This window comes from Pseudomonas sp. NPDC088429, from assembly GCF_044753305.1.
Classification (GTDB): domain Bacteria; phylum Pseudomonadota; class Gammaproteobacteria; order Pseudomonadales; family Pseudomonadaceae; genus Aquipseudomonas; species Aquipseudomonas rustica.
Window position 1 is genome coordinate 1 of the sequence record NZ_JBIVMX010000025.1, and the last position, 12,951, is coordinate 12,951.

The 12,951-nt window shown below is 60.7% G+C and carries 7 protein-coding genes and 1 rRNA gene; 7 read left to right on the forward strand and 1 reads right to left on the reverse strand.

From position 1 onward, the window contains the following. The 7 genes from rrf to ACIP66_RS14725 form a co-directional block, all read left to right on the forward strand. Nucleotides 1-88 (forward strand): 5S ribosomal RNA (gene rrf / locus ACIP66_RS14695); the annotation flags it as partial. Between the two features lie 154 nt (nt 89-242). Continuing rightward, nucleotides 243-3,695: an exodeoxyribonuclease V subunit gamma gene (gene recC, locus ACIP66_RS14700; protein ID WP_400648887.1), complete on the forward strand. Its 3,453-nt coding sequence runs from the start codon at nt 243-245 to the stop codon at nt 3,693-3,695. Then, entirely contained in the window at nt 3,692-7,381 is a 3,690-nt protein-coding gene (gene recB, locus ACIP66_RS14705; RefSeq protein ID WP_400648888.1) for an exodeoxyribonuclease V subunit beta, read from the forward strand. The genes recC and recB overlap by 4 nt, the downstream gene beginning before the upstream one ends. Next, a complete protein-coding gene (recD, locus tag ACIP66_RS14710) occupies nt 7,378-9,486 on the forward strand; it encodes an exodeoxyribonuclease V subunit alpha (RefSeq protein ID WP_400648890.1) in 2,109 nt (702 codons plus the stop codon). Before recB ends, recD begins: the two co-directional genes overlap by 4 nt. 119 nt (nt 9,487-9,605) lie before the next feature. Continuing rightward, nucleotides 9,606-10,181, forward strand: coding sequence for a YfiR family protein (locus ACIP66_RS14715; protein ID WP_159812829.1), 576 nt, complete (start codon nt 9,606-9,608; stop codon nt 10,179-10,181). Next, on the forward strand, nt 10,178-11,446 hold the full coding sequence (locus ACIP66_RS14720; RefSeq protein WP_400648892.1) for a diguanylate cyclase domain-containing protein: 1,269 nt from the start codon (nt 10,178-10,180) through the stop codon (nt 11,444-11,446). Before ACIP66_RS14715 ends, ACIP66_RS14720 begins: the two co-directional genes overlap by 4 nt. A 47-nt stretch (nt 11,447-11,493) precedes the next feature. Further along, nucleotides 11,494-11,946, forward strand: a complete 453-nt coding sequence (locus tag ACIP66_RS14725; RefSeq protein ID WP_172680078.1) for an OmpA family protein — start codon at nt 11,494-11,496, stop codon at nt 11,944-11,946. Here ACIP66_RS14725 and ACIP66_RS14730 read toward each other — a convergent pair. Next, nucleotides 11,943-12,890, reverse strand: coding sequence for a LysR family transcriptional regulator (locus ACIP66_RS14730; protein ID WP_053116972.1), 948 nt, complete (start codon nt 12,888-12,890; stop codon nt 11,943-11,945). The genes ACIP66_RS14725 and ACIP66_RS14730 overlap by 4 nt on opposite strands. Nucleotides 12,891-12,951: the final 61 nt, after the last annotated feature.

A 12,951-nucleotide genomic window follows, 5' to 3' on the forward strand; every position in this document is an offset into this window, starting at 1 on the left:
CTGATCCCATCCCGAACTCAGCAGTGAAACGATGCATCGCCGATGGTAGTGTGGGGTTTCCCCATGTGAGAGTAGGTCATCGTCAAGATTAAATTCCGAAACCCCAATTGCGAAAGCAGTTGGGGTTTTGTTTTGCCCGCAGGAAAGTTCCTACATCATTCAACGGCGTCGTCCGGCTGTCACAACCTGCTGACAATGCTAAGGTTCTGCCCTGGCTTTCGCACTTTTCCAAGGAATCCTTTATGCCGGGCGCCCAGTCCCTCAACGCTGCATTCATGGTGGTTCAGAGCAATAGCCTGGACGAACTGCGCAGCCTGGTGATCAGCATAATGCGGCGCTATCCACTGGCGCCCTTGGAAAACGAAATTGCCCTCGTACAAAGCAACGGCATCGCCCAGTGGCTCAAATTGGCCTTGGCTGAAGACCCTGAAGAAGACGACCTCGGTGGCTGCGGTATTGCCGCTGCTATCGATGTGCAACTGCCCGGCAGCTTCATGTGGCAGCTGTACCGGATGGTGTTGGGCCGTGATGAAATCCCACCGAAATCCCTGCTCGATAAAGCCCCGCTGACCTGGCGCCTGATGCGCTTACTACCTCAAGTGATCGGTCGCCCGCATTTCGAGCCGCTGCAACGCTTCCTCACTCACGACACTGACTTGCGTAAGCGTTACCAGTTGTCCGAGCGACTGGCGGATCTCTTTGACCAGTACCAGGTCTATCGGGCCGACTGGCTCGAAGATTGGTCCGAAGGACTGCACCAAATCCGAAATGTCCGAGGTGAAATAAAGCCACTGGCGCCCGCGAGCTGCTGGCAGGCTGAACTGTGGCGTGCGCTGCTGGAAGATGTCGGTGAACAAGGCATGGCGCAAAGTCGCGCCGGTGTTCATCAACGATTTATCGAGCGCATCAACACCCTCACAGAGGCACCCGTCGGCCTGCCCTCGCGAGTGATCGTTTTCGGGATTTCTTCGTTGCCCGCTCAAGTGCTCGAAGCATTGGCCGGGCTTGCACGTTTCAGTCAGGTTCTGCTTTGTGTGCACAATCCATGTCGCCACCATTGGGCCGATATCGTTGCTGATAAGGATCTGCTGCGACACCAGTACAAACGCCTGGCACGCAAGAGCGGTATGCCCGTCGTACTCGATCCGGACGCTTTGCACCAACACGCCCACCCGCTGCTAGCTGCATGGGGCAAGCAGGGCCGCGACTACATCAACCTGCTCGACAGCTACGACGATCCCAACAGTTATCGCGCGGCTTTCCGGGATGGTCGCATCGATCTGTTCAGCGACACGCAACCCGAGAACATGCTCAACCAACTCCAGAACGACATCCTCGAACTGCGCCCGCTCAACGAGACACGCGAGATCTGGCCAGCTGTCGATCTGATACAAGACCATTCGATCCGTTTTCACATTGCACACAGCGCCCAGCGTGAAGTGGAAATTCTTCACGACCAACTCCTCGCGCGCTTCAGCGCCGATCCCGAACTACGTCCTAGGGATGTGATTGTGATGGTGCCGGACATCGACAGCTACGCGCCGCACATCCGTGCCGTATTCGGCCAGCTCGATCGCCATGATCCGCGATTCATTCCATTCACCTTGGCGGATCAGGGCCAACGCGGCCGTGACCCCTTGCTGATTGCAGTCGAGCACCTGCTAAAGCTGCCAGACAGCCGCTTCCCTGTCAGCGAAATCCTCGACCTGCTCGACGTTCCTGCACTGCGCGCTCGTTTCGGTGTGGAAGAGCGCGACCTGCCGACGCTGCATCGCTGGATCGAAGGCGCCGGTGTGCGTTGGGGCATGAGCGCCGAACAACGTGCCGGCCTCGGTTTGCCGGATGAGCTGGAGCAGAACAGCTGGCACTTCGGCCTGCGCCGGATGCTGCTGGGTTACGCCGTCGGCAGTGCGAATGCCTGCGCCGGCATCGAACCCTACGATGAAATCGGCGGACTGGACGCCGCGTTGATCGGGCCACTGGTGGCACTGCTCGATGCCTTGGAACTCGCTCATCAGGAATTGATGCAACCGGCTCAACCCAAAGAGTGGGGCTACCGGTTGCAGGCGCTGATGCAATTGTTCTTCAAAGCCAGCAACGAGCATGACGACTATTTGCTTACCCAACTCGAAGAACTGCGCGAAACCTGGCTAGAGACGTGCGAGGCCGTCGGTCTCGACGATCAGTTACCGCTGACTGTCGTCCGTGAAGCCTGGCTCGCCGGTCTGGATCAGGGGCGTTTATCGCAGCGTTTCCTCGCCGGCGCGGTGAACTTTTGCACGCTGATGCCCATGCGTGCGATCCCGTTCAAACTGGTCTGCCTGCTGGGGATGAACGATGGCGATTATCCGCGTGCACAACCGCCGCTCGACTTCGATTTGATGGGCAGCGATTACCGTCCCGGCGACCGTTCGCGGCGTGAGGATGACCGTTATCTGTTGCTCGAAGCATTGCTGTCCGCGCGCAATCAGCTCTATATCAGTTGGGTCGGCCGCAGCATTCGCGACAACAGCGAGCGGCCTGCTTCGGTGCTGATCGGCCAGTTACGCGATCACCTCGCCAGCGGCTGGCGATTGCTCGACGAGACCCAGGATATTTTGAGCGCCATGACCGAGGAGCATCCGTTGCAACCGTTCAGTGCGCGCTATTTTCATGAGGGCGATCAGCTCTTCAGCTATGCCAGCGAATGGCAGGTGCTGCACCAACAGCACGGATCTCAAACCGCTGTGGAACTGCTTGCGCCCTATGTCCAAGAGGAACCGTTGACCTTCGCCCTGTTACAGGACTTCCTGCGCAACCCGGTTCGACACTTTTTTACCCAGCGCCTCAAGGTCTATTTCGAAGCCGCCGAGGCGCCGCTCGCGGACGAAGAGCCGTTCGTGATCGACGCTTTGCAGCGCTACACGCTCAGCGACAGTCTGCTCGAAGCCGCAATGAGGCAGCCGGACAATATCGATCAGGCCCTCGAATCTCAGGCCCGTCGCCTGCAAAACAGTGGTCTGCTGCCAATGGCTGGTTTTGGCGAATGCCTGCAACGCGAGCTGATCGAGCCGCTGCCGGACTTGCTGCAACGCTACCAACAACTGCTGACGTTGTGGCCGACCCCGCTGACCAGCGCAATTCCGATCAACCTTGAATTGCGGGGCTTGCGCCTTGAAGGCTGGCTCTCAGGTTTGCATGAGCGCGCCGATGGTGGTCTGCTGTCGGTCACAACCATTCCCAACAGTATTGGCTCGATCAAAAGCCGCAAATGGCATCGGCTGACCAAGCCGTGGGTCAACCATCTGGTGGCCTGTGCCAGCGGACTTTCGTTAACCACAGCGCTGGTGGCCAGTGACGATTCACTGCTGTTGGAGCCCATGGAAAAAGACCGCGCGGTTCGTATCCTCAGCGATCTGTTGCTCGCCTGGCAGACCGGCATGCGCCAACCGCTGCCGATTGCAGTAAAAACTGCGTTCGCCTGGCTGTCCCAGACCGACCCACTCAAGGCCGAAGCCGCCGCGCGCAAAGCGTACGAAGGTGACGGCCAGACCAGTGAAGGTGAGCGCCGCGAAAGCCCGGCCTTGTCTCGACAGTTTGCCGACTTCGATGCCTTGCTCGCCGATGAGACGTTCTCTGGTTGGTGCGACGCGCTCTATCGGCCACTGCTGGAAGCGCCTTGGCGTTCGTTGTCCAGTGAAGGAGCGCGCGCATGAGCAGTAAAACTCCACTGGCACTGGCCTTCCCGCTGCACGGCAGCCAACTGATCGAAGCCAGCGCCGGCACCGGCAAGACCTTCACCATTTCTGCACTCTATCTGCGGCTGATCCTTGGTCACGGCGGCGACACCAACGGTTTCGGTCGCGACCTGCTGCCACCACAAATTCTCGTGGTGACCTTCACGGACGCAGCGACCAAAGAACTGCGCGAGCGGATCCGCACGCGTCTGGCCGAAGCTGCGCGATTCTTCCGCGACGAGACGCCGGCGCCTGACGCGCTCATCGCCGAACTCCGCGAACAGTTCGAGCCACAGCAATGGCCCGGCTGCGCCAATCGTCTCGACATCGCCGCACAGTGGATGGATGAAGCCGCCGTTTCGACGATTCACAGTTGGTGCCAGCGCATGCTGCGCGAGCACGCATTCGACAGCGGCAGCCTGTTTACTCAATCGTTGGAAACCGATCACAGCGATCTGCTCGGTGAAGTCCTGCGCGATTACTGGCGGCTGTTTTGCTACCCGATGCAGGGCGATGCGCTGAACTGGGTTCGCAACAATTGGGGTGGGCCGGCAGCGCTGTTGCCGCGTGTCCGTGGACTGTTCGCCAGCGAGCGCGACAGCGACGAAGGCAAGGCGCCCGCCGAGCTGATCGAGGAATGCTTGCTGGAGCGTCGCGCAGCATTGGTCGAGCTGAAAATGCCTTGGCGGCAGTGGGCCGATGAGTTGCTCGCCATCTGTCATCAAGGCGTTGCCAGCAAAACCGTCGACGGTCGCAAGATGCAGGCGCGCTACTTTGAACCTTGGTTCGAGAAGCTCAAAAGCTGGGCCGAAGATGAATCCATGGAGCAACTGGATATCGGCACCGGCTTCACCCGACTGACCCCCGACGGCATGGCCGAAGCGTGGAAAGGTCAGGCACCGAGTCATCCGGGGCTGGATGCCATGCCCGCACTCAAGTCGAGTCTGGATGGCTTGCCCACGCCAGACGCCGCCGTCCTGCAGCACGCCGCGAAATGGGTGGGCGCGCGCTTCGAAGAAGAGAAGCGTCGCCGCGCCGAAATGGGCTTCGACGACATGCTCTTGCGCCTCGATGCTGCGCTGCAATCAGAAGGTGGTGAGCGTCTCGCAACGCTGATTCGCGAGCAGTTCCCGGTAGCGCTGATCGACGAATTCCAGGACACCGATCCGGTGCAGTACCGCATCTTCGAAAGCATCTATCGCATCGAGGAAAACAGTCCTGACACTGGCCTGTTTCTGATCGGCGATCCCAAGCAGGCGATCTACGCCTTCCGTGGTGCGGACATCTATACCTATCTGCGCGCGCGCAAGGCTACGACCGGCCGCTTGCATACCCTGGGCACCAACTTCCGCTCCAGTCACGGCATGGTGACAGCGGTCAATCACGTATTCGAACGCGCCGAGTCCCGCGAGCTGGGACGCGGCGCGTTTTTGTTCCGCGAGAAAAGTGGCGAGAACCCGGTACCGTTTCAACCCGTCGACTCACAGGGCCGCAAAGAACACCTGCAAATTGCCGGGCAGAAAGTTGCGGCGCTGAACGTCTGGCAGCTGTCCAGCGATCAGCCGTTGTCCGGCGCGGTGTATCGCCAACAACTGGCTGCCGCCTGCGCCAGTGAAATCACCGCGTTGCTCAATGGCGGGCAAACCGGTCAGGCCGGATTTGTGCAGGACGGCAAAGACTTCAAAGGCCTGCGACCTTCCGACATCGCGATTCTGGTTCGTGACGGTAAAGAGGCGCAGGCCGTACGCGGTGAGCTGGCCGCTCGTGGCGTGCGCAGCGTTTATCTGTCCGACAAGGATTCCGTGTTTGCTGCGCAGGAAGCCCGAGACTTGCTGTCCTGGCTCAAGGCCTGTGCCGAGCCTGACGTTGAACGTTCTCTGAAAGCCGCGCTGGCCTGCATCACGCTGAACCTTCCGCTGGCCGAACTGGAGCGTCTGAATCAGGACGAACTGGTGTGGGAATCCCGCGTCATGCAGTTCCGTGGCTATCGCGAGTTGTGGCGCAAACAGGGCGTGCTGCCGATGCTGCGGCGTCTGCTGCATGACTTCCATTTGCCGCAGACATTGATTGCCCGCAGCGATGGTGAGCGCGTGCTGACTAACTTGCTGCACTTGTCCGAATTGATGCAGCAAGCCGCTGCTGAACTCGACGGCGAACAAGCGCTGATCCGGCATCTGGCCGAGCTGCTGGCCTTGTCCGGGCAGGCCGGCGAAGAACAGATTCTGCGCCTCGAAAGTGATGAGCAATTGGTCAAAGTGGTGACCATCCACAAGTCGAAAGGCCTGGAATATCCGTTAGTGTTCCTGCCGTTCATCTGCTCGGCCAAACCGGTCGACGGTAGCCGCCTGCCGCTGCATTACCACGACGCCTCGGGCAACGCGCAATTGAGTCTGAAACCGACGCCTGAGCTGATTGCGTTGGCCGATGACGAGCGTCTGGCTGAAGACCTGCGTTTGCTCTACGTAGCGCTGACGCGTGCGCAACATGCCTGCTGGTTGGGCGTGACCGATCTCAAACGCGGCAATAACAACAGTTCGGTGCTGCACCTTTCTGCGCTGGGCTATTTATTGGGCGGTGGTGCGTCGTTGGGTGAATCCAGCGGTTTGAATAGCTGGCTGCGAGATTTGCAGCAGGATTGCCCGGCGATCAGTGTCGGTGAAATGCCACCGGCCAGCACCGAACATTACGAACCTGCGCGCAACGAAGCGGTTCTCAGCGCCACGCTTGTGCCCAAGCGCAAGGCCAGCGAGAACTGGTGGATCGCCTCGTACAGTGCGCTGCGCATCAGCGACGTTTTGAGCGTCGGCAGCGATGAGGCGCCGGACAGTCCGCAAGCGCAAAAGCTCTTCGATGACGAACGCCTCGATCCGGATGCACCACGCGAAATCATCGCCGGCGGTGCCGATATCCATCGCTTCCCGCGTGGCCCCAACCCCGGGACATTCCTTCACGGTTTGCTCGAGTGGGCAGGGGATGACGGTTTCGCCGTCACGCCCAAAGCCGTGGAAGACGCGATCGGCCGGCGTTGCAACCTGCGTGGCTGGGAAGGCTGGATCACCACGTTGAGCGACTGGTTGCAACACCTCCTCAAATCGCCGCTGCCGATCGGTGCCGGCCAGGCGCCGGTGGTGCTTGAGCAGTTAACGCAGTATCGCGTCGAGATGGAATTCTGGTTCGCCAGCCATAAAGTCGATGTGCTCAAACTCGATGAGCTGGTACGTCAGCACACCCACAATGGCGTGGCGCGGGTGGCTGCCGAACCTGTGCAGCTCAACGGCATGTTCAAGGGCTTTATCGACCTGACCTTCGAACACGATGGCCGTTACTACGTGGCCGACTACAAATCCAACTGGCTGGGCGTCGATGATTTCGCCTACACCGAGCAAGCCATGGAGCAGTCGATTCTCGACAACCGTTACGACCTGCAATACGTCTTGTACCTGTTGGCCTTGCACCGTCAGCTCAAGGCGCGGTTGCCCGACTATGACTACGACCGGCATGTCGGTGGTGCGCTTTATCTTTTCCTGCGTGGCACCCGCGCAGACAGTCGCGGGGTGTACTTCGCCCGGCCACCCCGTGAATTGATCGAACGTCTGGATCGGCTGTTTCAGGGCAAACCCGAGCCCAAGGCCGAACCCGCGTGGGAACAGGGAGTCTTGCTATGAGCCGCACCTTCGCCGATCTGCTGCCGACGCCTTTGGCCGCCGACAGCCTGTCGAGACTTTCGCCGCTGACCCGTGCCGAAGACTTGTTGCTCTTGCTCACCCGCTGGGTCGAGCGCGGCTGGCTGCGTGCACTGGACAAGGCATTCGTCGCGTTTCTGCATGAGCTCGAACCGGACACCGATCCGCTGGTGTTGCTCGCGGCCGCACTGACCAGCCATCAACTCGGCCATGGTCACGTTTGTCTGGATTTGTTTGAAACCCTCAAAGCGCCGGACTTTGCGCTGTCATTGCCGCCCGAAGGCGATGTGCAGGGTGGCGTCTTGTTGCTGCCTTCGCAATTGCTTGAGGCGCTCGACGGTGCTCATTGGTGCAAGGCTCTGGCGGGCAGCGCTCTGGTCGCCCTGGCTGCCGATACCAGTGAAGAAGCTCAGCAACGCCCGCTGGTGTTGTCCTCGAAGCGTCTGTACTTGCGGCGCTACTGGGCTTACGAGCGGCGTATCGATTCCGCGTTGCGCCAGCGTCTCGCCCAATCCGAAGCGACGCCGGCCGATCTGCCGCAGCGCCTCAATGAGCTGTTCGGTTCAGCCAAGTCCGGCGAGGTCATCGACTGGCAAAAGCTCGCTTGTGCGCTCGCCACGCGCGGTGCCTTCAGCATCGTCACCGGCGGCCCCGGCACCGGCAAAACCACCACCGTCGTGCGTTTGCTGGCATTGCTGCAGGCGCCGGCGGTGGAGGCCGGCCATCCGTTGCGCATTCGCCTGGCAGCGCCCACCGGTAAAGCCGCCGCACGCTTGACCGAGTCGATCAGCCAGCAAGTGCAATCGCTGAAAGTCAGCGAAGACGTGCGGGCGAAAATCCCTTGCGACGTGACCACCGTCCACCGTTTGCTCGGCAGTCGTCCGGGCACCCGACATTTCCGCCACCACGTCGGTAATCGTTTACCGCTGGATGTGCTGGTGGTCGACGAAGCCTCGATGATCGACCTGGAAATGATGGCCAATCTGCTCGACGCCTTGCCGGCCCATGCGCGACTGGTGTTGCTCGGCGACAAGGATCAGTTGGCGTCCGTTGAGGCTGGTGCGGTGCTGGGTGATCTGTGCCGCGATGCCGAGGGCGGCTGGTACAACCGGCAAACCCGCCAATGGCTGGAGTCGGTCAGCGGTGAGTCGTTGCAGGACAGTGGTCTGCACGAAGATCTCGACGGCTCGCATCCGCTGGCTCAGCAAGTGGTGATGTTGCGTCACTCGCGGCGTTTCGGTGAAGGCAGCGGCATCGGTCAACTGGCGCGGCGGGTCAATCAGCAGCTTCCGGAAGAGGCGCGGCAATTGCTCGCGGCGGGGCACTATGACGATGTGTTTTCGCTGCCGCTCAAGGGCGAGCACGATCACAAACTCGAGCGGCTGCTGCTCGACGGTCATGGCGAGGGCCCGCACGGGTATCGGCATTACCTGAGCGTGTTGCGCAATCAACGCCCAACATCTGGCAAACCGCTGGAACATCCGGACTGGATTCTCTGGGCCCGCGACGTCTTGCAGGCGTTCGACACCTTCCAGTTGTTGTGCGCGGTACGCAAAGGCCCGTGGGGCGTTGAAGGTTTGAACCAGCGCATCACCGCCGCGTTGCTCAAGGCCCGGCTGATCGAGCACGACCAGCAATGGTACGAAGGCCGGCCGGTGTTGATGACCCGCAACGACTACGGCCTGGGCTTGATGAACGGCGACATCGGCATCGCCCTCAAACTGCCGGAACGTGAAGGGCCCGACGCCGGCAAACCGGTGCTGCGCGTGGCGTTTCCGCGCAATGACGGTCAGGGCGGCGTGCGTTTCGTCCTGCCGAGCCGACTCAACGATGTTGAAACCGTGTACGCCATGACCGTACACAAATCCCAGGGCTCGGAATTTGCCCACACCGCGTTGATCCTGCCGGATGCCTTGAATCCGGTGCTGACCAAGGAGTTGATCTACACCGGAATCACCCGCGCCAAGCACTGGTTCACCCTGATCGAGCCGCGTGCCGGGGTTTTTGAAGAGGCCGTACAACGCAAGGTCAAACGCCTCAGCGGACTGATGCTTGAACTGGAGGAGGGCGCCCAGTCTCCTGAATGATAACCGCGATGACGGCCAGCGGTTTCTGACCGACCAGTCAGAGGTCGCTGCCTCGCTGGCCATTCGCCGCTGTGCTATCGTTGCGGCATCATTTCGGTAAGATCCAAGAGAATCCCTGCATGAAGGTGTCTGTCTGGGCGGCAGAGCGCGTGGTTGGCTGCAAGCACGCGTTGCTTGTCGGCCTGCTCTGGTTGTTGACGAGCGTGGCCGTCGCACAACCGCAAGCGCCGACGGGCATGGCCGAGCAACGCGCCAAATCTGTCACCCAAGTCGTGCTGGGCATCCTCAGTTATGCTCGCTGGCCGGTAGAGCCTGCGCAATTGCGTCTGTGCATCGTCGGCCCCACCGAATACACCGACGACCTGGTCAAAGGCACCACTCAAGCCACCGGCCGACCGGTTGTCGTGCGCCGCTTGCTGGCCGACAACCCGGCCATCGTCAGCGAATGCAATGCCGTGTACATCGGCAAGCTCACCGCCGATGAGCGCAGTCGCCTGTTCGCCGCATTGATCGGACACCCGGTGCTTAGCATCAGCGAAGCCGACGACCAATGCACGGTCGGCAGTCTGTTCTGCCTGCGCGTCGGTGACGAGCAGGTGTCCTTTGAAGTCAATCTCGATTCCGTTGCCCGCAGTGGCGTGCGCATTCACCCGAGCGTGCTGCAGTTGTCGCGCCGTAAATCGGCGGCCCCATGAAATTGTTCAGATCGAATAAGCGCCCCACGTTGGGCTCGGTACTGGGCCGTGGACATTTGACCGTGGCGTTGCTGGCGGTAGCGATGGCCAGTGTCTCGCTGACGCTGCTCGGTGTTTTGGCGCTGCGGGTTTATGCCGACCACAATCTGCATCTGATCGCCCGTTCGATCAGCTACACCGTCGAAGCCGCGGTGGTCTTTAACGACAAAGCGGCGGCGACGGAAGCGCTGGCGCTGATCGCTTCGACCGAGGAGGTCGCCGACGCGCAAGTGCTGGACGCTCAGGGAAAATTGCTGGCGCGCTGGCATCGCGCGGAAAACGGCCTGTTCTCCGATCTGGAAATGCAGATCACCCGCGCCCTTCTGGAAAAACCGATCAGCCTGCCGATCGTGCATCAAGAGCATGAAATCGGCCGAATCCTGCTCACCGGACACGGCGGCAGCCTCATGCGCTTTCTGTTGAGCGGTCTGGCGGGGATCATTCTTTGCACCGCGATCAGCGCTTTTGTGGCGATCTATCTGGCGCGCCGGCAACTGCGTGAAATCATCGGCCCGCTGCGCAGCCTCGCCACCGTGGCCCACGCCGCACGCAGCGAACGGGCGCTGGATCGCCGCGTGCCACCGGCGCAAATCGCCGAGCTGGACAACCTCGGCAACGACTTCAATGCCCTGCTCGACGAACTTGAATCCTGGCAGAGCAACCTGCAAAGCGAAAACGAAACCCTCGCGCACCAGGCCAGCCACGACAGCCTTACCGGTCTGCCGAACCGCGCCTTTTTTGAAGGCCGCTTGATGCGTGCCCTGCGTAACGCCAGCAAGCTCAACGAGCGCGTGGCGGTGCTGTTTCTCGACAGCGACCGTTTCAAAGGCATCAATGACAATTTCGGCCATGCCGCCGGCGACGCAGTGCTGGTGGCGATTGCCAATCGTGTCCGCGCACAACTGCGTGAAGAAGATCTGGTCGCGCGATTGGGCGGTGACGAGTTCGCCGTGCTGCTCACGCCGTTGCACAAGATCGAAGATGCCGAACGCATTGCCGACAAGATTCTCGCCAGCATGGACACGCCCATCGCATTGCCGGGCGACACCCGTGTTGTGACGTCGCTCAGTATCGGCATCGCGGTTTTCCCTGATCATGGCGCCACCCCCGGCGCCCTGCTCAACGCTGCCGACGCGGCGATGTATCAAGCCAAGCGCCTCTCCCGTGGCGCGCAATTCACGGCCGGGTCGGAGCACCCGGTCGATCCCGTTCAAACCAGGAGCTGATTCCCGTGTTCAAACATCCATTTCGATTGTTCTCCGCTGTGCTGTTGATGGCCGTGCTGGCCCTGACCGGTTGCCAGACCGCGCCGCAAAAAGGCCTGACGCCGGCGCAAGTCGCCGTGCTCAAACAACAAGGTTTCGAGCTGACTGATGAGGGCTGGGAATTTGGCCTGTCCGGCAAAGTGCTGTTTGGCAGCGACGTCGAAAGCCTGAACAATCAAAGCACCGAAATCGTCGAGCGCATCGGCAAAGCCTTGCTCGGTGTCGGCATTGAACGCGTGCGAGTCGATGGCCACACCGATGCATCGGGCAAAGAAACCTACAACCAGCAACTGTCGCTGCGCCGCGCGAAAAGTGTGGCCGCCGTGCTCAGCACCGTCGGCATGAAGCAAGAGAACATCCAGCTGCAAGGCCTGGGCAGCAAAGACCCGGTGGCTTCCAACAGTACCGCCGCCGGCCGCACGGAAAACCGCCGGGTGGCGATCGTGGTCAGCGCCGACTAATCGGCGAACTGCATTTCGCGGGTCTCGCCCATCAACAGACCCTGATTCTGCTCAGTCACCTCGCGAATGTAATCCCACAACAAAGTAATCCGCTTCAACTTCCGCAGATCCTCCCGGCAGTACATCCAGAACTGCCGGGTGATGTTGATTTCCTCCGGCAGCACCGGCAGCAAGCGCGGATCCTGCGCGGCGAGGAAGCACGGCAGAATCGCCAGTGAACGCCCCTGCTGTGCAGCAACGAATTGCGCGATCACGCTGGTGCTGCGCAAATTTGCGTGGGCACCGGGCAGCACGTTGGCCAGGTAGAGCAGCTCCGAGCTGAACGCCAGATCGTCCACATAACTGATGAATTGATGCTTGCCCAAATCTGCCGGGCGGCGGATCGGTGGGTGTTTGTCCAGATAGTCCTGGGTTGCGTAGAGCTGCAAGCGGTAGTCGCAGAGTTTGCAGCAGACGTACGGCCCGTGCTCCGGGCGTTCGAGGGCGATGACGATGTCGGCCTCGCGTTTGGACAGGCTGATGAAGTGCGGCAGCGGCAGGATGTCCACCGAGATCGCCGGGTAGGCGTCGACGAAATGGCTCAGTTGCGGGGTGATGAAAAAACTGCCGAAGCCTTCGGTGCAGCCCATGCGCACGTGGCCGGACAAGGCGACGCCGGAGCCGGAGACCTGCTCACAAGCCATGTGCAACGTGCTTTCAATCGATTCGGCATAACCCAGCAAACGCTGGCCTTCAGCGGTCAGGACGAAACCGCTGGTACGCGACTTTTCAAACAGCAGCGTGCCGAGCGCCGCTTCCAGCGAACTGATCCGTCGCGACACCGTGGTGTAGTCGACGGCGAGCCGTTTGGCGGCGGTGCTGGCCTTGCGGGTGCGGGCGACTTCGAGGAAAAACTTGAGGTCATCCCAGTTCAGCGAACCTAGAGAGGTGATGTTTTTTTGCATGATGGACGGGCTTTTATGTGCGTTCTTATTAGAAGTTTGCACATCTATACTCCAAAAACAG